Origin of the sequence: Streptomyces sp. NPDC002888 (assembly GCF_042888465.1) — a bacterium.
GTDB lineage: Bacteria > Actinomycetota > Actinomycetes > Streptomycetales > Streptomycetaceae > Streptomyces.
In genome coordinates, this window is the sequence record NZ_JBIAPU010000001.1 from 362332 (window position 1) to 381172 (window position 18841).

The window sequence follows — 18841 nt, forward strand, 5'->3', positions numbered from 1 at the left end:
CAGGACCGGCGACAGCACCCCCGGATCATCAAGGACAGGGGCAACGAGTCATACCGGCCCCGAAGGCCACGAGCCCGAACCGGGCTCTACAACGAAGGTAATGGGCAAAGTGATGAGGACGGCCCCGTGACCGGGCACCGGGGGTCAGCGCTCGGGCTTGGAGGGCCGCTGCATCAGCGCGGCGGCGGCCTCGTCGAGGGTGACCTTCTCGTGCAGCAGGGCAGAGATCACTTCCGTGATCGGCATCTCAACGCCGTGGGCATGAGCGAGGGCGAGAACCGCCTCGGCGGATTTGACGCCTTCGGTGGTCTGCCGGGTGGCGGCCGTCGCCTGTTCGACGCTTAGGCCATGGCCGAGGTGGGTGCCGAAGGTGCGGTTACGGGAAAGCGGAGACGAGCAGGTGGTCACTAGGTCGCCGAGGCCGGCCAGACCGGCGAGGGTGGCCGGGTGGGCGCCCATGGCCACAGCAAGCCGGGTGGTCTCTGCCAGCCCGCGCGTGATGAGCATCGCCGAGGCGTTGTCGCCCAGGCCCATGCCTGAGGCGATGCCGACCGCCAGGGCGATGACGTTCTTCACGGCGCCGCCCAGCTCGCAGCCGGTCACGTCGGTGCTGGTGTAGGGCCGGAAGTAGGTGGTGTGGCATACCTGCTGGAAGCGACGGGCGGCGTCCTCGTCGGGGCAGGCGACGGTGGCAGCGGCGGGCTGGCCGTCCATGATCTCGCGGGCGAGGTTCGGGCCCGACAGCACTGCGACCCGGTTCGCGTTCACGCCGGTCACCTCGGTGATGACCTGGCTCGCCCGTTCCCCGGTGCCCAGTTCGATGCCCTTCATCAGCGACACGATCACGGTGTCGGGCCCGATGTGCGGCGTCCACGCGGCGAGGTTGGTCCGCAGGGACTGCGCGGGGATGGACAGCACAAGGTAGTCCGCGCCGCGAAGCGCGGCGGCCGGATCGGTCGTAGCCGTCAGGGAGGCGGGCAGCTCTACGTCCGGGAAGTAGCCGGGGTTGCGGTGAACCGTGTTGATCGCGTCGGCGATCTCGTCTCTGCGGGCGTGCACGGAGACGTCGGTACCGGCGTCGGCCAGGATCTTGGCGACTGCGGTACCCCAAGACCCGGCCGAGAACACCGCCGCACGGGCGGAACGGTGCTGGCTCACGGCGGGGTCCTCTCACCGGACGCGGGCCCGTCACCGGGATGGCGGCCGGGCCCGGACACCCTATCGGCCGTGCCAGGCCCGAGCCGAACACGCGTGGGGCGCCGCACGGTCAGCCGGACGGCTCGACGGCCCTTCCCGACCTGACGTCCGCCCGGCGGGGGATCAGAACAGTAGACGTCCTGGGACGTCCGGCCGATCACCGCTCGGCCCCCGCGCCCTACGTCATAGTCTGCTGAGCATGGATCTCACCGTTTGGGCCCGCGACCTGGCCAGGTCCCTCCTCGCGGAGCCCCTGCCTCGGCGCTGGGCACACTCTCAGGGCGTTGCCGCAAGGGCCCAGTCCCTGGCAGGGATCCTGGGCGACGATGCGGAACTCCTGTGGGCCGCGGCCATGCTGCACGACATCGGCTACACGCCGTCGCTCGCCACGACGGGGTTCCATCCGCTGGACGGCGCCCGCTACCTGCGCGACTGTTCGGCCGCGGACGAGCGCCTGGTACGGCTGGTCGCCAACCACTCGTACGCGCTGTTGGAGGCGGAAGAGCGCGGGCTGCGGGAAGAGCTGGAGGCCGAGTTCCCGATCCTCGACCACGCCGAACTGGTGGATGCTCTCGTGTACTGCGATATGACCACCACTCCGGATGGCACCCCCACCACCGTGGATGCCCGGCTGGCGGAGATCCTTACTCGGTATGACCGCGACAGCATCGTCGGCCGATTCATCCGCCGAGCCGATGAGGATCTCCGAGCTGCTGTACACAGAGTTGAGGCCCGGCTGATCTTGGCAGAGCGGTAAGGAAGGCCCGGCGCTCAGTCAACGTGAGGGAATGTGCCGTCCAGGTAGTGGGCGATCTGCTTCCGCATGGAGTGGTGGATGTCGTAGGAGTCCAGTTCGCCGGGCAGGACCCAGCGGACGCCATCGGCCTCGTCGTTGATCGTGGGCTCGCCTCCGACCGGCCGGCCGATCACGGTGACCTCGTACGCCTGCCGGATCTCCCCGTCCGTGTAGGCCACCACATGCTCAGGGACCGAGTACACGCCGAGGAGCCCGGTGGGTTCGGCGTCGATTCCGGTCTCTTCCTTGCATTCCCGGACTGCGCACTGCGACGGGGATTCCCCTATGTCCATGGCTCCCCCGGGCAGAGCCCACTGCCCCGTGTCGCGACGCCGCTGCAGGAGGATCGCCCCGTCCGCCTCCCGGACTACCAGCATGTTGCACGCCGGGATCAACGTGTTCGGCTTGGGTGCGTTCTCGTCGTACCAGTACTCCGTACGTCCCATCGCGGGCCGTGCTCCTCACATGGACTCGGGTGACCAGGGCTTTGCAGTCTCCCAGACCGCGTCGAAGCTGCCGGTGTAGTGGTCGAACCAGCCGTCTTCCTCCAGGCGCCGCAGCTCGAACAGGGGGTTTGCGCTGGCGGGCTGCCCCCAGACGTGCGGGTTGACCAGGAGCACGTCATCGAAGCGGAAGAGGCTGTTGTAGAGGGTCGTGTCGTGGAGGCGCACCTCGCACCCGGGCGTGCCGATCAGCTTGCGGTAGTAGGTGAGGGACGCCCTGATCTTTGCTGAGAGGGTGCCGCCGATGCCTTCTTCCTCGTCCCTGACGGCGACCGCCTTGCCCGATGGGTCACCGAAACAGAGGCGGACCTGAACGCCGGCGTCGGCGCGCTCGGCGAGCATCGCCGCAACGCGTGGGTTGGTCTGCGCGAAGAACGTGCCGCTGAACACCAGTACGTCGGTGTGTTCCTGAGCGGTCTTCAGGAGGCGGACCCAGGACTTCTGCGGGAAGCTCGCGCGGTTGGGGAAGGCAGCGACCAGTTCTGTCTGCTCGGTCGGCTGCCCCTGCGCCTCGTCTTCCTCGGGCGGCCACAGGTACGACATGTCCACACCGAGATGCTTCGCAACCGCCCATTGGTGCCGACGGAGTGGCTGCCGGCCGATGCTGATCCAGCGCTCCACCGTCTTGACATCAACTTGGCACGAGGCCGCGAGGTCCTCGGGGGTGACCTGTCGCTGGAGCATCACCGTACGCAACCGCTCGTTCACCATCGCATCCTCGCAGGACGTCCTGGGACGCGGCAAGATCTTGTGGGACGCCAGGACGTCCCACAAGGTCACTTTTAACAGGTAGTTCACGCTGCCTACCCTGGTCCCGTGCAGCGAATTGTGTTGTGGGACGTGGACCACACCCTTGTGGAAAACTCCGGTGTGAGCAAGGAGATCTACGCCAGCGCCTTCAAGGCACTAGCTGGGCGTGAGGCCGAATTGCCTGCTCCAACGGAGGGGCGTACGGATCGGGCGATCATGCGCGAGATGTTCATCCGGCACGGTTTGCCGGTTCCTGACTGGGAGCGGGCGCAGCAGGCACTGGAGGAAGCCGGCCGTTGCCGCGAGGCGGATCTGCGCCGGCGGGGTCATGTCCTGCCCGGTGTCCAGGACGCGTTGAAGGCACTCGCGGCGGACCCAGCTATCTGTTCCTCAGTCCTCACCGGCAACATTTCGGCCAATGCCCACGTCAAGCTGCGTGCGTTCGGGCTTGATGGCCTGCTCGACATGGCTGTTGGCGGGTACGGCGAGGACAGCGACGATCGAGCGCGTCTCGTCGACGCCGCCCGTGCCCGTATCCATGCCGCCCACGGCATCCCACTCGTCTCGCCGACCGTCCTGATCGGGGACACGCCCCGCGATGTGCGCGCCGCGCATGACGCCCAGGCACACTGCATCGCCGTCGCCTCCGGGATCCACTCGGTGGCAGAACTCCGCGCTGCTGGGGCCGACGCCGTCGTCCCTGATCTGACCGACACGGAGGGCTTGTTGACCCTCCTGCGGGAAGTCCTGACCTGAGTGGACAACAGAGCTCCGGGACCAGAGACCGGTGACCGGGTCAGGGGCGCAACGCGTAGCAGCGCAGCGTGTCCAGATCTTCGCTGTGGACCGAGGACCAGGACGCGGTCAGCAATTCGGCGTGCTGCGGGCTGATCCCGATGGATTTCCGTTCGTCCGGGAGGCGTTCAGCGAGCGGGGTGACGACCCAGAACGTCCCGCCGGGTGGGAGAAGGTATCGGACGCGGGCGAGGAAGGCCGCCTTGTCCTTGATGAAGGCGAACACCAAGCGGCAGGTGACGGCGGCGTAGCCCGCCTCCGGCAACGCTCGGATGTCCTCGGTCTCGAAGTCCAGCCGCTGAAAATGCGGACCGTCGGACGTGTCCTGCTCGGCCTGGGCGATCTTCAGCGCGGCGGAGGAACAGTCGATCGCTGTGGTGCGGAATCCCAGGTCACCATGTAGACACCGGGCAAGGACACCGTCGCCGCAGCCGACGTCGAGCGCGGGCCGGCCGTGGCCGGCGCCGAGGAACTGGCCGGTCAGCTGCTGCTCTTCGAGACTGAGGCGGCGGTAGCGGCGCCCTGATGCCCACAGCGGATCCCAGTACGTGGCCGGGTTGTTGATCGTCACGGATTCGCGGGCTCCTCGGTAACAGTCAGGGCAGCGGGGGCGACCGTCCTCATGTCCCGCACGGGTGAGTTCCAGAGCACAAGGAACGGGATGACCAGGGCCACGGTGATGAGCGTGAGGGTGAGGTGCAGCCCTAGCCACGTGCCGAGGCCGCCAGCGGCGAGGGCGGCGAAGGGTCGCAGGCTGAAGGCGAGCCACGCTCCGGTGGCCTGGGCCCGTCCTTGGAGTTCGTCGGGGGCGAGTTCCTGGCGGACCGCCCTCTGGAGTCCGCCGTGGCACACCGCAGCGCCGGTTTGGATGACCATGCCGATGCCGATGGTGATCTGCCCGCCAAGTCCGGGTCCGACGAGAACCAGAGGGATTTGGGCGAGTGGGTTGAGGGAGAGCGCTCCGAGCATCACCGGGCCTGGGCCCCAGCGTCGTTCCAGGGGCTGCCAGACCAGGGCGCCGAGGATGCCGCCGGCACCGCCGGCGCCCATGACGATGCCGAGGGCTGTCGGGCTCCAGTGCAGCTCGCGCAGCAAGTACAGCGACCAGAGGGCGCTACTGGCGGCCAGGACGAAGGAGGTGGCGGTGTTGGACAGCACGATGGACCGCACGACAGGGGTGCGCAGGGTGTAGGTGAGGCCCTCGCGGATCTCGGCCCATTGGCTGGTGCCGGCCTTTCGGGGTGGCGGCGGGTCTTCACGGTGCTTGATGCGCCACAAGAGCAGGGCGCTGGCCAGGTAGGAGGCGGCATCCACGGTGATGGCGCGGGCGGCGCCGAGCGCCACGACGAGGGCGCCGCCGGAGTTGGTGCCGATGAGGTCGGCCAGGGAGTTACCGGCGCCCATCTTGGCGTTGCCGTCCTTGATTCGTCCCGGGCCAAGGAGGGAGGGCAGGAAGCTGATGGACGCGTTACTGCCGATAACCTGCAGGGCGGCCACCGTGAAGGCGACCGCGTAGAGATGGATCAGGGTGATGCGGGCGAGAAACTGTGCGGTGGGAAGGGTCAGGAGGACAGCGGCGCAGAGCAGATCGCAGGTGATGATCAGGGGACGTTTGCGTCGGCGGTCGGCCAGGACCCCGGCGTGGAGGGACAGCAGCAGGGGTGGGAGTTTGGAGGCGAAGGCGATCAGCGCGACGTTGAAGGTGGAGGCGTGCAGTTCGACGACGGCCAAGACGGACAGCGCGATCGTGGTCACGCCGCTCCCGGTAACGCTGATGCCCTGGGCGACGGCATAGTGCCGGAAGTCTCTGTCTCGCCACAGGCTTCCTGGGGCGTGGGGTCCGGATCGGTGCGGCACGTTCTGCGAACTCCCCCTCGTAGGTATGGCTGTTACGTCCCCGCCATGCGGTGTCTCGTCCCGTGTTGGGCTCCCGCTGGCGACCGGGGCCGCACGGGTCAACGCGGCAGGAACCGTTCGACGCCTTCGCCGTGCAGCAGCTGGGTGATGTTCTCCACGAGGCCGCCGAGGTCATCGGCCGGTCCGGTGGCTGCGACGCGGATCGCGTCGCCGTGGGAGGGGTGGAAGACGGCAGCGTCGACTCTGATCCGGTGGGGTTTGTCGGTGTAGTAGGCGTGGACTGAGCAGGCGGTCTGGCAGTTGCCTTTGAGCTGGGCGAGGACGCCACGCTCGATGGCCAGCAGCCGGGCGGTGGCGGGGTCGTTGATGGCGTCGAGGAGGTGGGCGGCGATGGTGTCGCCCCTTCGCTGCTCTACGACGAGCATGCCCGCACCGGTGGCCGGGGCCAGCACCAAGGCCGGGATGAGCTGCGTGGCACGGTCCGCCTGGGACACCCGGCACAGTCCGGCATAGGAGACCACGAGGGCGTCGAGCGGCTTGTCGCCTTCGCCGGCATCGAGACGGGCGAGGCGGGGGATCAGGTTGCCGCGCACCGGCTGGACGGTGAGGTGGGGGTAGCGGGTGCGGAGTTGGGCGATGCGGCGGGGCGCGCTGGTGCCGAGGACGCTTCCGGATGGGAGGTCGTCCAGGGTGGCTGCGGGCTGTCCGGCCGGGAGGACGAGGGCGTCCCGGGCGTCTTCGCGGGGCAGGACGGCGCCGATGGTGGTGTCGGTGCCGCGCTCGTGGGGGCCGGGGAGGTCTTTGGCGCACGAGACGGTGACATCGACGCGTGCGGTGGCCAGCGCCCGGTCCAGCTCGCGTACCCAGGCGGCCTTGCCGCCGATCTCCGCGAGAGGTCCCTGGTGCAGGTCGCCGGCGGCTTTCATCGGGGTCACGTGGACGGCGACTTGAGGGAAGGCGTGTTCGAGTAGTCCGGCGACGTGGGCTGCTTGGACCAGGGCCAGGTCGGAGTCGCGGGTTCCGATGACGAGCTTGGGCGGGAGGTGGGTCACGGACGGATCCTGTGGTCGGGGAAGTGGGAGGTGAGGAGGGTGACGATCGTGGTGATGGCGAGGCCGGCCGCGATCACGCCGAGGCAGCCCAGCAGGTCGCGCAGCGTGCTCCACAGCGGGTCGGCGGCCCACTTGCTGGGCCGCCGCGCACCGGGCCGGGCGGTGGGCGGCGGGTGGTGGGTGTCAGTCGGGGGTGCTGGCGGCATGTGATTCGCCGTTGGCCGAGGGAGTCGGTAGCACCAGTGGCGCGGCGGTGCCGTACTGGTTGGCCTGCATGAGGTACATGCGCCGGTACTGGGAATCAGGCCGCGCCATGAGCTCCTGGTGGGAACCGCTCTCCACGAGGTGTCCCTCGTCCAGGACATAGACGATGTCGGCGTGCTGGACGCCGGCCATGCGGTGGCTGACCAGCACGACGGTCTTGCCTTCGTCGGCCAGGCGGCGGATGCGTTCGAAGGACTCGATCTCGGCCTCGGGGTCGAGGGCGGAGGTGGGCTCATCGGCGATGACGAGGCTCGCCTGCCGGTGCCGCAGCCGGGCTTGCCCGACCGTCTGCCACTGTCCCCCGGACAGTTCCTGGCCTCCGCGGAACTGCCGGGCCAGCAGGGTGCCGAGACCGCGGGGAAGAGCGTCGGCGAGCTTGTCGGCGCCAGAGTAGGCGGCAGCGCGGGCGATGTCGTCGTCCGCGTTGCGTTCCGGCTGGCCGATCTGGATGTTGGTCCGCAGGGTGAAGGGCCAGCGCTGGAAGCCCTGATCGAGAGCGGCCACGTGCCGGAAGATGTCCACCCGGTCGGCCTCGACGAGATCGGTCTGCCCCCACAGGATGCGGCCGGCCGTGGGCCGGTGCAGGCCGGCGAGGAGCTTCACCGCGGTGGACTTTCCGCTGCCGTTCGCGCCGACCAAGGCGATGACGGCACCGCGCGGGAAGGTCAGGGTTACCTCCTGCAGAGCGGGGGTGTCGCGGTCGGGGTAGGTGAACGACACGTTCTCGAAGGTGACCTGGTCGGGAAAGTCGCTCACGGGCTGGCCGCCCGTGGGGATGGCCCGGCGTTCGGCTTCGTCACGGAAGTGGTCGAGGTCGCGGACGTAGAGGGACTCCTCGTGCAGCCGCAGGATGTTGTCGACGAGGGCGCCGAGGCTTGCTGAGCCGGTACGGATCGCGAGCGCGGCCGTGGCCACGGTGGCGGCGCTCATGTGGCCGGTCAGCCACAGAACGCCCAGGCCGGCAAACGTGGCCGCCGACGCGAGGCCGGCCATGGCCGCGGCGATCAGTTCGGTGACTGCGCGGCCGTCGGCAAGGCGGGTCTGTTCGGCCTCGGCGGTCTGGCCCATCTCGTGGAAGTGATCGAGCAGGAAGGGGCCGACCTGGTGAACGCGGATCTCCGTGGCAGATTCCCGGGCGGTGATGAGGTTGTTGACCAGGCGCTTGGCCCGCTCGTGCTCGATCCACTGCATCCGGGAGGCGTAGCGGCGCCGGGCCACGTGCATGGCACCCCAGCCACGGGGCAGCGCGATGAGCAGCAGCAGGGGCAGCAGGACGGGGCTGAGGACCGTGACCACGCCGGCCGCGGCGACGAGGGAGAACACGCCGTTCACCACGGCAACGCAGACGCCGATCATGGTGCGGGAGGACTGGGCGCCGAAGTACGCGGAGTCCAGGAGCGTGCGGAACTCGCCGTCTTCGATGGCCTCGAGTTCCGCGCGGGCGGCGCCCTCCAGGAACTGTTCGGTGGCCAGCCTCTCGACTTTCGGTTCCAGCCGCCCGGTGCCCGCCGTCGATAGGCAGGCCAGGATGGTGCCGACCACGGCGATGATGCAGCCGACGATCAGGGCCGGCAGCGCGGCGTGCAGCCGGGAGACGTTGTCCCCGTCCTTGAGTAGGGCTTGGATCACCTGGTTGGTGACCAGCAGCCCGGCGGCTTGGGTGATGCTCTGGCCCACCTCGGCGATCCCGATGGTCAACAGGGCACGGCGGTCCGCCTGCCAGGCCAGGCGCAGGGTGCTGCCCACCAGCGTCGGCACCATCCGGGCGGCCTGCCCGAATTTGGTGTCCAGTCGCGCGTACTCGTGGCGCACCCAGCCGAAGTCGTAGCGCAGCGCCCCGCCGAAGAGCGCGACCTCGGACTCGGAGACGGTCTGTTCCGTCTTCCAGACCCGTTTAAGGAGCCGCTTCACCACGCCTCCGACACGGCCGAGCTGGATAGGACGTGGGACTTGCCGTCGATCAGAACGGCTGGCACACCAGTGAGGAGCGCGGCGTGCGCTGCCTTGATGCGGCGGGCGAGGCGGTGCGGCAGCCGCGCGAGGGCCTCCTCTACGGGGAGGAACTCGGCGGCGCCGATCTCCCCGTCCGCGAATCGCAGGGACTGTGTCTGCTGGTCGGTGAGGGGACCCACGTGGAACACCGTGACGACCATGGCCCGCCCGTACCGGGCAGCGGGGACCTGGTCCAGGACGAGGAACCGGCCGATCGGCACGCCGGTCAGGTCGAGTTCCTCGGCCAGTTCACGTTGCAGGCCCTCGATCTGCGTTTCGCCGGCCTCCACCATGCCGCCGGGCATGTCGAAGCCGTCCTTGTAGGTCGGGTCGACCACGAGAATCCGGCCGTCGGCATCGGTGATCAGGGCAGTGCAGGAGGCCATCGGCGCCTCGACCTGGGCCCAGTACGCCCGTTGCTCGTCGGTGACCACGCGGTCAGGGCTGCCGACAGTCTGTTCGGTGGTGTCAGGTTCGCCGGACATGAGAGTCCTCCTCCAGGGCCAGAAAGGCGGTGCAGGGCGTCGCGCCGGCAGGACTCCGGCACGAAGGTGCGCGTCACGTGCGGACGTCAGGGCAGGAGGGCCGCCATGCCCGTGTGGGGGATCTCGATCGCGGCCTGCGGCGGGCTCAGCGGAATTCCCCAGCGGGCTGCCGCCGTTCGGGCCGCGTACTCGGCCTGTTCGACTCCGGCGCGTCCGAGGCCGAGCAGCTCGCTCGCCTGCGCCGGGCTGACCAGCAGCCGACTGTAGGTGATGCCGGTCGCGATATCCGGTGCCGTCGGCCCCAGGGAGTCGATGCGTGCGATGTACCGTGCCCGGGCGTTCGCCCCGGTGCCTGGGCCGTAGACCGCACCGTCCGGATCGAGGAGGTAGCCGAGGTAGGCGGCATCGTGCAGGCGCAGAGCCGCCTCTTCGGCGGCTTCACGCAGTGCTGCCGCCTTCGGCCCGTCGTCGTCCGTTTCGACCGTTCCGCCTGGCAAGACGACATGGCCGTCGCGCGGATCCACGAGGACGACGACCCGGCCGAGCGGGTCGAAGGCCCACACCCACGCTTGTTTCACGGGAAGGCCGGCAGCGGGCTCCATGGCCGGGTGCCAGGCGATGTCCTGGTAGCCGATCGCAATGCGCGGGACGACGTCCAATCGCTGCAGTGCCTGTCCGAGCCCGATGGTCTCACCGTCCTCCAGCACGGCGGGTCCGGCACGGTCGATCCGGGCACGCAAGGCAGCGAGCATGCGTCGCCTCTCGATCGGGCGCATCCGGCGTGCGGCCTGCGTCGGCGGAAGGAAGTGGAACGAGGTGATCTCGTTCTCGGGCAAGCGAATCCGGGCGATGTCGCTCTCCTCCAGGACGTCACCGTCCCAGATGGAGACCGTTTCACCAGGAAAGCCATATACCGTTGCGTACTCCGGATTGGCTTTGCTGACCCAGTCGACTGCCAACAGTTGGTGTACGCGGACGGACAGCCCAAGCTCCTCGGTCACCTCTCGCACCGCCGCGTCCGAGGGCAGCTCCGGCTGGTCCACACCTCCGCCGGGCAACAGGAGCTTGCCCGGCCGGTACGCCGGATCGAGGACCAGGACTTTGCCCTCCGTATCGGTGAACAGCACCGCGGCGCCGCCCCAGAAGGCCGCGCGTGAGCGCGCATAGTCCTGCGGCGCCATCAGTCCTGCAGGTTCGCGCCCGTCGTCAGCAGGCATCGGGCCACCCCACCGTGCTCGCGCTCTGACCCCGCTGAATGCAGACCAGGGCTTGGCGTGTGTAACGCACCAGCTTCTCCGGCAGAGCCGAGAGCGACCACCATCGGAGCTCCGCACACTTGTCCGGTTCCGCGACGTACAGCCGCCCGGCGTACTGCGTGGCAGTGAAGAATATTTGGAGACGGCTCTCGCGAGTCTTGGGGTTGTGGTCATGGACGGTGTGCGCGAGCACCAGGTCTTCCTCGGCGAGGGCGATGCCCAGTTCCTCGCGAGCCTCACGGACCATGCCCGCGAGGAAGGATTCGCCCTCTTCGAGATGGCCCGCGGGGACGTGCCACCAGCCGTCGCACCAGGCGGTGCCAGCACGGAGGCCGAGCAGCACCCGGTCCTCCTGGACCAACACCAAGTGAAGCCCGATCACGGAGCGATACGGCAACGGATTCTCCGTGCCGGCATGTCGCAACGGGCGGAGGAGGGCTGACAGTGCCGGAAGCGAAGAGGCGGCTTCCCAGAGGCGGGACCGCTGGAGAGCATGCGCCTCCGTCGCGAGCCAGAGCGCCGGTTTGGTGGGCGCAGGAACGGAGAGGGTTCCGTCGCGCGGGCGAAGCGCAGAAGCGGACGCAAACGGCATTACAGAGCCTCCCGGGGCATGAAGAATCCACTCCACCTGCCGCCTGTGACCGCAGCGACCCGGGTGCCCGTTGCCGGACTCCGATGAGTCTATCTAGCCTGCGCAGTAAGGGCGTTGGGCGAGGCCGTGTTGTCGCAGCTTCCACTCGTTGTAGTAGTCCTCGGAGTCTTCGGCGCGTCCTATCCAACCAGCAAGAGGTGCCACGGCTGCAGTTCTGGCCAGGCGTGCGTTCCCTGCTGTCCGAAACAAGCTGCTCCTCAACGCCGTCCAGCACACCAACGTCTTGGTCCCTTCCAGGTCTTGCCTGGCCCTCGCCTCCGGTACCGCAGCTCGCCGCGTTGCAGAGGCCCCTAGGTACGCCCAGTGATCGGGAGGGTGTGCTTCCGGAGAACCACCACCCACGACCGGTTGAGCAACGACGTCCGTGCGCGGTCCCGCTGTTCGGGCGCTGCGCCCCGGTCGTTGTCAGTGCCCGGGCGGAGAATCAGCGGATGGCCCTCGAACTGACGGCGGCCGGCGAGTCCGAGATCCTCGCCGCCGCCTTACGCGCGTACCTGTCCGAGACCCGATTCGCCTTCACCGGTCTGACGGGAAAGGAGGCAACCCTGTGCATCACCCGCGCAGTGGCAGGGTGGGCGAAGGCGTCAGGCTGGCGGAGCAGATGGGAAGCGCCAATGCGCTACATCGACCCGCCTCGCCAGATGAACGGGGGCTGCCGCATCTACTGGTCGCCGCCCTGGTCCGCCTACCTGGATCTCCGCCTGGTTCGCAAGGAGGCCCCTCCGGTCGCCGTGGAGATCGACCGCGAGGACGACAGCACCGCCGTGGACAAGCTCCGCGACGAGGCCCTCCGGGGGCGCCCCGCACTGTGGATCCGCTGGCACGGTGCCCTGCGTGCCGAGCTCCCTGCCGGTGTCGCCCGCCTGCACCTACCGACGCGGTCCAGCCGCTCTCCCGTCCGGTACTCGCTGACTCCCGTCACCAGCGCAGCGGCGATCGCCCTCGGCGAGGCCGTCACCCCCGCGGACCGAGCGGACGCCCTGCACCGGGACCAGCAGCGGATAGCGGAGGAGAAGCATTCTGCCGCCCTCCCCCGGGACCTCGGTCCCATTCGGTGCTAGGGGGTTTCAGCACAATGATCCGAAAATTACGACCACAGTGCGCGTAGAGGAAAGCGCCGACGCGGGGCTCGACACGGCGACTTAATTGCACAGAACGTCGGCCTGGTGGCGCCACAGCATGCTCTGACCTTCCGCGTACGCGACAGTTCCCCGAGCAACGCCTCCGGGCATGGCCAGCGCGGGAAGTCACAGGGTAGGGATCGGTTCTTCCAAAGTGACCAAGGAGATCAAGCGATGCAGGCGTATCCGTCCTAGTAGCGGGCCTGGTTCCAGTGCCGACAAAAGGCCGTACCCGGGTGGGGTTGCGGCAGTAGGTTGTGCCGATGACCGAATCCCTGCCGCCCGGTGGCGCCGTGCTCGATGTGGACGAAGTGGAGGCCCGTTGGGCGGATGCCTGGCGTCCGGAACAAGTCGCTGAGCGGTTGGACGGGGTCGGCGCGCCCTGGTGCATCGCGGCAGGGTGGGCGCTGGATCTGTTTCGCGGGGAACAGTCTCGGCCGCACGGCGATCTGGAGATCGCGGTGCCCGCGGCCAGGTTCCCGGAGATTCGGCACCGCTTCCCCGAGTACGTGTTTGACCCGGTGGGTTCCGGGCGGGTCTGGTCAGGGGCGGGAGCCGAGGCGCTGGCGGCCACGCACCAGACCTGGCTGCGGGATCCAGCGAGCGGCCAGTTCCTGTTCGACGTCTTCCGCGAGCCGCACGAAGGCGAGACGTGGCTCTTCCGGCGGGACGAGAGGCTGCGGCTGCCGTACGACGCGATCATTGAGCGAACGGCGGACGGAGTCCCTTACCTGGTACCGGAGTTGGTGCTGCTGTTCAAAGCCAAGGCGACACGCCCCAAGGATCAGGCGGACTTCGCCGGAGTGTTGCCGCTGCTGGGACGGGCGCGGCGGGATGTCCTCAGTGGGTGGCTGACGCTCGTACATCCCGGGCATCCGTGGCTGGAGGAACTGGCGGGGTGAGTGGCGCGGGCCGCGACAGTGGATGGCCAAGGACCATCCCGCCTGCGAGGACTGGCTGACAGGGCACGTCCTGAAACGAGGTCGCCCGTGCTCACCACTCGCGCACGTTCTCCGAGCTCGGTGCCGCGGTGGCACGAGGCGCCTTCTCGCTAGCGGCCAGCGAGGAAGCAGCGAACCACTTCGTAAAGAGTGTCGGAGGTCGTCGCTCGATGCACGCCCGGCGTCACATCGGGCAGTGGCTGAGAGCTGACGAGTGCGGTACGGGTTCCAGCCATGTGGCCAGCGCCGATGTCGCACGACGAGTCGCCAACCATCCACGATGCGGGGAGGTCGAGATCGAGGTCGTGGGCGGCTTGGTGGAGCATTCCAGGAGCGGGCTTCCGGCATGAGCAGACCATGCGGTAGCGGGGCACCGTGCCGTCTGGATGGTGGGGGCAGGCGTAAATGCCGTCGAGCCGGACCCCATGACGGTCAAGGAGGGCGCGGAGTCGGTGGTGCATGGCGTCCAACGCTGCCGTGTCTAACAGCCCCCTCGCCAGCCCGCTCTGGTTCGTGACGACAACCAGGGCGAAGCCAGCGTGCTGGAGGGCGCGCAATGGCAAGCCGATATCCGGCTGTAGGACCAACTCATCGGGGTGGGAGGGATAGTGGCGCGGCTCGGTGAGGGTGCCGTCGCGGTCGAGGAACACCGCCCGTCGACACGTCCGACCAGAGCCTGTCGTCGGGGCGGAAGGCGCCGGTTCATCCTGTCTCACTGCTGCGGAAGCTCTCGAACAACTCGGCGGCGCGGGCTTCGATGGATTCGGCTGAGACGGTCGGCCGGTTGGGCAGGGCCTTGTCGAGAGCGGTCATGTCAGCGCAAGTGAAGTACTGGTAAGCGGCCGTGTCCGGGTTCGGTACCAGCTCTGCGAGCAGAGGCCGGCCGGTGGCCTCACGGTGCAAGCGGGCGCACCACTGCGCCACGTCTGCGAAGGACGTCGCGTAACCGCCACCGAAGTTGTAGACCCCAGCCGGCACCGGCGGCTGCTCGGCGAGCTGGACGATGGTGGCGGTGACTGTCTCGACGGGGATGTAATCGCGGGCGGCGGTCAGGGAGTCGTCGAAGACGCGGATCTGTCCAGTGCGAGCGGCTTGGCGCAGGAGCTGGGACAGGATCGAGGCCATCGGGCCTTTGTCGGCTTCATCGGGGCCGAAGACGTTGGTATAGCGCAGCCCCACCCAATCGAGGCCGGTGACGTGGCGGGCGCGCATCTGCTGGTCGAGGACGAGCTTGGAGGCGGCGTACGGGTTGAGCGGCCCGGAGCAGCGAGAGAAGTCAGAGTCCGCGCCCTCGGCGATCGGTGTGCGGTGGTGGAGGGTGCCGTATACGGAGTGCGAGGAGGCGTAGATCAGGCGGGCGCCGCCGGTGCGGCAAGCGTCGGCCAGCCGGAGCGGGCCGAGGGTGTTGGTCTCGTCCAGCTCAGGTCCGTGCGGAGCGCGGGTGTCGCTGATGCCGGCCTGGTGCACAACGGTGGCGTAGCGGCCGGCCGAGATCTCGCCGAGGAGAGCCGGGCAGGCGAAGTCGCCGCGCTGCCAGCGGGCCTTGCGGGCAAGGTGGTCGGTAGCTGGGCGCAAGTCGATGGCGGTGACCTGGTGTCCAGCGAGGCGGAAGGCGTCCACTGTGTGTCGGCCGATGAACCCGGCAGCCCCGGTGACCAATACGTTGCCTCCGGGGATCATCGGGGACCTGCCTGTTGGGTGAGCTGGTCGATGCGGTTGGTGGTGGAGTGACCGTCCAGGTAGGGCACCACGACGACCTCGCCGCCCCAGCTCTCCACGAAGTCGGCTTCGGTGATCCGCTGGCCCGCATAGTCGCCGCCCTTGACCCAAATGTCGGGGCGGAGCTCGGCCAGCACCTTCTCGGGGGTCTCCTCACCGAAGACGAGCACGCCGTCCACGCAGTCCAGCGCCTCCAGCAGCGCGGCGCGCTCGCGTTCACCGACGACTGGGCGGTCATGCCCCTTGAGCCGGCGGACGGAGTCGTCGCTGTTGATACACACCACCAGGACGTCTCCCAGGCGGCGAGCCTGGTGCAGGAGGGAGAGGTGTCCGGCGTGCAGCAGGTCGAAGCAGCCGCCTGCTCCCACGACTTTCCCGCCGCGCGCTCGTACCCGCGCGGCCAGCTCCAGTGGCGCCGACGGGCCATCGGACTGCGGGACGTACAGGCTGGCGGGGCCGCCTGCTTGGACGTAGCTGGTCGCAGCCTCGACGGCCGTGGCCACGGCGTGTGACGGCAGCCGTCCGGCACCGAGCATCACGGCTGCGGTGACCGCCAGCTGGTCACCGGCCCCACAGGTGTCCCCAGCGGCCGGGCGGCCCGGGACGACCAGGGGGTGGGAGTCAGGGCCTGCAATCAGGACCGCGCCGTTGCGCCCCTGAGTGACGGCGACCTGCTTGACCGGCCACGCGGCCAGAAGCCGCACGCCCCGCCCGACGTCGTCGCCGAGCTCCCGCGGCCCACTGTCCCCGGTCAGGGCCCGGGCTTCGTCCGCGTTCGGGACGGCCAGGGCCGTCCCCAGGACCGGCTCGGCCCCCTTGGGGTGCGGGTCCCACACCAGCGGGCAGCGGCGGGCCGCGTCGGTGAGGGCCTGGCGGAGTTCGTCGTGTGCGCCGATGCCACGCCCGTAGTCACACACCAGCACGGCCGCAGCCTCGTCCAGCCGGGCGCGGGCGATGTCCGCAAGCGGGCCGAGCCGCAGCGGGGTGGTGGCCGTGTCGAAGCGGAGCAGGGTGCGATCGGCGACGCGGATACGGGTCTTGACCGGGGTGGTGCCGGCGGCGGCCAGGTCGACGACCTCAACGCCTGCTTGGTCGAGCAGAGTGCGAACCCGGGCCCCAGCGGTGTCTTGTCCAAGACCGCACACCAGGGTGACGCGCCAGCCCGGCTCCCGGGCGGCCAGGACGGCGGCCAGTCCGGCGCCGCCCGGACGGTCGATGGCCTGCGTGTCGGCGATGACCGGTACAGGGGCCTCCGGTGAGAGGCGGTCGGCCGTGCCTGTGATGTCGCGGTCCAGCAGCACGTCACCAACCACCACGAGCCGGCGCATGCCGTCCAGCTGTTCATCGTTGGACGCGGCTGGCCCGGCGAGGTGAGCGTCGATGGCCGCGCAAAGAAGGTGCACGACCACCAGGTGGCACTCCTGGACAGTGGCGGTCTGCTCGGCGTCCACGCACACCGCCTGATCGCTGGCCTCGGCAAGCGGGTTCGGTGCGGGGCCGGTCAGCGCCCAGACGGTGAGGCCGAGTTCCCGGCCCGCCTGGGCTGCGGCGAGCACGTTGGGGCTGGCGCCGGAGGTGGAGATCAGGAGTAGGACGTCGCCGGGGCGACCGTGTGCGCGGACCTGCCGGGCGAAGACCTCCTGGGCGCCGTAGTCGTTGGCGATGGCGGTCACCGAAGAGGAATCTGCGTGCAGCGCGATGGCAGACATGGGCACCCGCTCGGCGCGGAAGCGGCCGACGAGTTCGGAGGTGAGGTGCTGGGCCTCGGCCGCCGAGCCGCCGTTGCCCGCGACGAGCAGTCGCCCGCCCGCGGGCAGTCGGCTGGCGAGGAGGCGGCCCCATGCCTGGAGGCGGGCGACATCAAGCAGGGGTAACGCAACGGCGAGCGCCTGTATGTGCGCGCGGCCCAGCTGGGGCACGATCAACTCCCTCGAAGGACAAAGTAGACAGCGTCGGGGCGGTTGCTGAGGTGCTGGCGCTCGCCGACCAGCGCCAGCACCCTGAGGGCTTAGGACGCGGCGGGCCGGTAGCGGGCAAACAGCGGGCCGTACGCGGTCAGTGCGCTGTCGCGCTCCAAGAGCGGATAGTTCAGGAGCTTGTCGACGATGCGATGTTCGGCGAGGAGGCGCTCGGCGTGCTGGAGCAGCACGGTGTCGCCGAGTTCGGTGAGGTGGACGCCGTCGCTCCACACGCCGCCTGCCTGATCGTCGGCGGGCAGGTGACGGGCGACAGCGGTGAACGGGGTCCACACGTCCAGGAACAGTGCGCCGTGAGCGGCGGCGGCCTTGCGGGCAGCCTCGTTGTAGAGGGCGAGTTCGGTGTTCATGGCGGCAACGGTCCCGGGGTCCTCGATCGGGCCGAAGGGGGTCTCGCTGATGACTACGATCTGGCGGGAGTAGCCGGTCAGCTGTTCCAGCATGGTGGTGATGTGCCGGGTGTACTCATCGAGGTCGACCGCCTCGGACAGCCGGTTTTGGAAACGACGCCAGACATCGTTGATGCCGCAGCCGAGGAACACGAGGTCGTAGTCGGTGCCGGTGGTCGCCCTGTCAGCTTCCACGAGGGAGGCGATGTCCCGGCTCGTGGCACCGCCCTCGCCGTGGTTGCGGATGTCGAAGCCGATGTGGGCGTGGGCGGCGCGCAGGGAGAGCGTGAGGCGGTGCACCCAGCCGCGCTGATGCCAGCCCTCGACGGTGACCTTGGAGCCGACCTCGGGCAGGTTGGCCTGGGTGGTCATCTGCGCGTTGAACGCTTCGAGGTGTTCCATGATGCTCGTCCCGAAGAACCCCACGGTCAGGGTGCGCCGGTCCTCGCTCGCGACGGGGGCGCCGTCGAAGTGGCGGCGCACTGCGGCCGGGACGCCGGCGGCGACCGTGTCGGGGGCGATGCTGTGGGCGACGACCGCGTTGGCCCCGACCAGGACGTTCGCCCCGATGCGGACGCCGCCTGTGACCGTGACCTTGTTCGACAGGGTTGCGCCCGGCTCGATGATGATCGGCGCGGCCTCGAATCCGGACGCCCACGGCACGAGCTGCCCGGTGGGCACGTTCGCGGCGGTGCGTACGCGGTGGTTGTGGTCGTGGAGGTCGACCATGTTTGACAGGGCCGCGCCGTCGCCGAGGCTGATGCCGGCCATGGCGGAGATGAAGGTGTGCTCCCCGATGGCGACGTCGTTGCCGATGGTGACGGTGGCGCCGCGGTGGACCTGGATGGTGGACCCGCGCCGGATGCAGACCCGGTCGCCGATTGTCAGGTGGGCGCCGTTGTCGAGCTCGATCACGAGGTCGTCGGGCAGGTCGCAGTCCTCGCCGAGGGTGAGCGCCGTGCCGTGCTGGGCGCGCAGCCGGTCGGCTGCCGGCAGTTCGGAAGGGGCAGGGGTGGTGCTGGTCATCGCGAATCGGTCCTGTTCGCTTGATGCGGATGATGGCCACGGGGCCGGCCCTCAACCTACCGGCCGTGAA

Annotated in this window: 19 protein-coding genes; 4 read left to right on the forward strand and 15 right to left on the reverse strand. The window is 69.2% G+C overall.

Annotated features, from left to right (window positions below):
- Positions 1 to 144: 144 nt before the first annotated feature.
- On the reverse strand, positions 145 to 1158 hold the full coding sequence (locus ACFYWX_RS01565; protein WP_307047395.1) for an NAD(P)H-dependent glycerol-3-phosphate dehydrogenase: 1014 nt from the start codon (positions 1156 to 1158) through the stop codon (positions 145 to 147).
- 238 nt (positions 1159 to 1396) lie between these two features.
- Between ACFYWX_RS01565 and ACFYWX_RS01570 the strand changes: the two genes are divergently transcribed.
- Entirely contained in the window at positions 1397 to 1954 is a 558-nt protein-coding gene (locus tag ACFYWX_RS01570) for an HD domain-containing protein (RefSeq protein ID WP_389421994.1), read from the forward strand.
- 14 nt (positions 1955 to 1968) lie between these two features.
- On the opposite strand, the gene ACFYWX_RS01575 is transcribed toward ACFYWX_RS01570, so the two are convergent.
- Positions 1969 to 2439 carry an NUDIX hydrolase gene (locus ACFYWX_RS01575; protein ID WP_389421995.1) on the reverse strand — a complete coding sequence of 157 codons (471 nt, stop codon included), beginning with the start codon at positions 2437 to 2439 and terminating at the stop codon, positions 1969 to 1971.
- Between the two features lie 15 nt (positions 2440 to 2454).
- Positions 2455 to 3204, reverse strand: a complete 750-nt coding sequence (locus tag ACFYWX_RS01580; RefSeq protein ID WP_319300563.1) for an XRE family transcriptional regulator — start codon at positions 3202 to 3204, stop codon at positions 2455 to 2457.
- 108 nt (positions 3205 to 3312) lie between these two features.
- Between ACFYWX_RS01580 and ACFYWX_RS01585 the strand changes: the two genes are divergently transcribed.
- Positions 3313 to 4002 (forward strand): HAD family hydrolase, encoded by a 690-nt coding sequence (locus ACFYWX_RS01585; RefSeq protein WP_307047390.1) that lies wholly within the window; start codon positions 3313 to 3315, stop codon positions 4000 to 4002.
- Positions 4003 to 4042: 40 nt separating this feature from the next.
- Here ACFYWX_RS01585 and ACFYWX_RS01590 read toward each other — a convergent pair whose 3' ends face one another.
- From ACFYWX_RS01590 to ACFYWX_RS01625, 8 genes are all read right to left on the reverse strand, one after another.
- A complete protein-coding gene (locus tag ACFYWX_RS01590; protein WP_389421996.1) occupies positions 4043 to 4612 on the reverse strand; it encodes a class I SAM-dependent methyltransferase in 570 nt (189 codons plus the stop codon).
- A complete protein-coding gene (locus ACFYWX_RS01595) occupies positions 4609 to 5898 on the reverse strand; it encodes an MFS transporter (RefSeq protein WP_389421997.1) in 1290 nt (429 codons plus the stop codon). The genes ACFYWX_RS01590 and ACFYWX_RS01595 overlap by 4 nt, the downstream gene beginning before the upstream one ends.
- Positions 5899 to 5996: 98 nt before the next feature.
- The gene (gene hemC / locus ACFYWX_RS01600; RefSeq protein WP_389421998.1) at positions 5997 to 6950 is read right to left on the reverse strand and encodes a hydroxymethylbilane synthase; all 954 of its coding nucleotides are present in this window, start codon (positions 6948 to 6950) and stop codon (positions 5997 to 5999) included.
- The gene (locus ACFYWX_RS01605) at positions 6947 to 7156 is read right to left on the reverse strand and encodes a hypothetical protein (RefSeq protein WP_389421999.1); all 210 of its coding nucleotides are present in this window, start codon (positions 7154 to 7156) and stop codon (positions 6947 to 6949) included. Before ACFYWX_RS01605 ends, hemC begins: the two co-directional genes overlap by 4 nt.
- The gene (locus ACFYWX_RS01610; protein WP_389422000.1) at positions 7134 to 9125 is read right to left on the reverse strand and encodes an ATP-binding cassette domain-containing protein; all 1992 of its coding nucleotides are present in this window, start codon (positions 9123 to 9125) and stop codon (positions 7134 to 7136) included. The genes ACFYWX_RS01605 and ACFYWX_RS01610 overlap by 23 nt, the downstream gene beginning before the upstream one ends.
- Positions 9122 to 9691, reverse strand: a complete 570-nt coding sequence (locus ACFYWX_RS01615) for an NUDIX hydrolase (RefSeq protein ID WP_307047299.1) — start codon at positions 9689 to 9691, stop codon at positions 9122 to 9124. Before ACFYWX_RS01615 ends, ACFYWX_RS01610 begins: the two co-directional genes overlap by 4 nt.
- A gap of 86 nt (positions 9692 to 9777) precedes the next feature.
- The gene (locus ACFYWX_RS01620; RefSeq protein ID WP_389422001.1) at positions 9778 to 10908 is read right to left on the reverse strand and encodes an NUDIX domain-containing protein; all 1131 of its coding nucleotides are present in this window, start codon (positions 10906 to 10908) and stop codon (positions 9778 to 9780) included.
- Complete coding sequence (locus ACFYWX_RS01625; RefSeq protein WP_389422002.1) at positions 10898 to 11329, reverse strand: NUDIX domain-containing protein; 432 nt, start codon at positions 11327 to 11329, stop codon at positions 10898 to 10900. The genes ACFYWX_RS01620 and ACFYWX_RS01625 overlap by 11 nt, the downstream gene beginning before the upstream one ends.
- A gap of 701 nt (positions 11330 to 12030) precedes the next feature.
- On the opposite strand from ACFYWX_RS01625, the gene ACFYWX_RS01630 reads away from it, so the two are divergent.
- Complete coding sequence (locus ACFYWX_RS01630) at positions 12031 to 12660, forward strand: hypothetical protein (RefSeq protein ID WP_389422003.1); 630 nt, start codon at positions 12031 to 12033, stop codon at positions 12658 to 12660.
- Positions 12661 to 12983: 323 nt separating this feature from the next.
- Positions 12984 to 13622, forward strand: a complete 639-nt coding sequence (locus ACFYWX_RS01635) for a nucleotidyltransferase domain-containing protein (RefSeq protein ID WP_389422004.1) — start codon at positions 12984 to 12986, stop codon at positions 13620 to 13622.
- 149 nt (positions 13623 to 13771) lie between these two features.
- On the opposite strand, the gene ACFYWX_RS01640 is transcribed toward ACFYWX_RS01635, so the two are convergent.
- From ACFYWX_RS01640 to ACFYWX_RS01655, 4 genes are all read right to left on the reverse strand, one after another.
- Positions 13772 to 14377, reverse strand: coding sequence for a D-glycero-alpha-D-manno-heptose-1,7-bisphosphate 7-phosphatase (locus ACFYWX_RS01640; RefSeq protein WP_389422005.1), 606 nt, complete (start codon positions 14375 to 14377; stop codon positions 13772 to 13774).
- Positions 14364 to 15341 carry an NAD-dependent epimerase/dehydratase family protein gene (locus tag ACFYWX_RS01645; RefSeq protein ID WP_389422006.1) on the reverse strand — a complete coding sequence of 326 codons (978 nt, stop codon included), beginning with the start codon at positions 15339 to 15341 and terminating at the stop codon, positions 14364 to 14366. Before ACFYWX_RS01645 ends, ACFYWX_RS01640 begins: the two co-directional genes overlap by 14 nt.
- Positions 15338 to 17299, reverse strand: coding sequence for a D-glycero-beta-D-manno-heptose 1-phosphate adenylyltransferase (rfaE2, locus tag ACFYWX_RS01650; RefSeq protein ID WP_389422007.1), 1962 nt, complete (start codon positions 17297 to 17299; stop codon positions 15338 to 15340). Before rfaE2 ends, ACFYWX_RS01645 begins: the two co-directional genes overlap by 4 nt.
- 89 nt (positions 17300 to 17388) lie before the next feature.
- Complete coding sequence (locus ACFYWX_RS01655; protein WP_389422008.1) at positions 17389 to 18771, reverse strand: GDSL-type esterase/lipase family protein; 1383 nt, start codon at positions 18769 to 18771, stop codon at positions 17389 to 17391.
- Between the last annotated feature and the right edge of the window lie 70 nt (positions 18772 to 18841).

Coding starts and splice junctions, on each gene's coding strand:
- ACFYWX_RS01570 (WP_389421994.1), top strand. CDS start 1,397: ATGGATCTCACCGTTTGGGCCCGCGACCTGGCCAGGTCCCTCCTCGCG.
- ACFYWX_RS01630 (WP_389422003.1), top strand. CDS start 12,031: ATGGCCCTCGAACTGACGGCGGCCGGCGAGTCCGAGATCCTCGCCGCC.
- ACFYWX_RS01635 (WP_389422004.1), top strand. CDS start 12,984: ATGACCGAATCCCTGCCGCCCGGTGGCGCCGTGCTCGATGTGGACGAA.
- ACFYWX_RS01645 (WP_389422006.1), bottom strand. CDS start 15,341: ATGATCCCCGGAGGCAACGTATTGGTCACCGGGGCTGCCGGGTTCATC.
- ACFYWX_RS01620 (WP_389422001.1), bottom strand. CDS start 10,908: ATGCCTGCTGACGACGGGCGCGAACCTGCAGGACTGATGGCGCCGCAG.
- ACFYWX_RS01605 (WP_389421999.1), bottom strand. CDS start 7,156: ATGCCGCCAGCACCCCCGACTGACACCCACCACCCGCCGCCCACCGCC.
- ACFYWX_RS01615 (WP_307047299.1), bottom strand. CDS start 9,691: ATGTCCGGCGAACCTGACACCACCGAACAGACTGTCGGCAGCCCTGAC.
- ACFYWX_RS01575 (WP_389421995.1), bottom strand. CDS start 2,439: ATGGGACGTACGGAGTACTGGTACGACGAGAACGCACCCAAGCCGAAC.
- ACFYWX_RS01655 (WP_389422008.1), bottom strand. CDS start 18,771: ATGACCAGCACCACCCCTGCCCCTTCCGAACTGCCGGCAGCCGACCGG.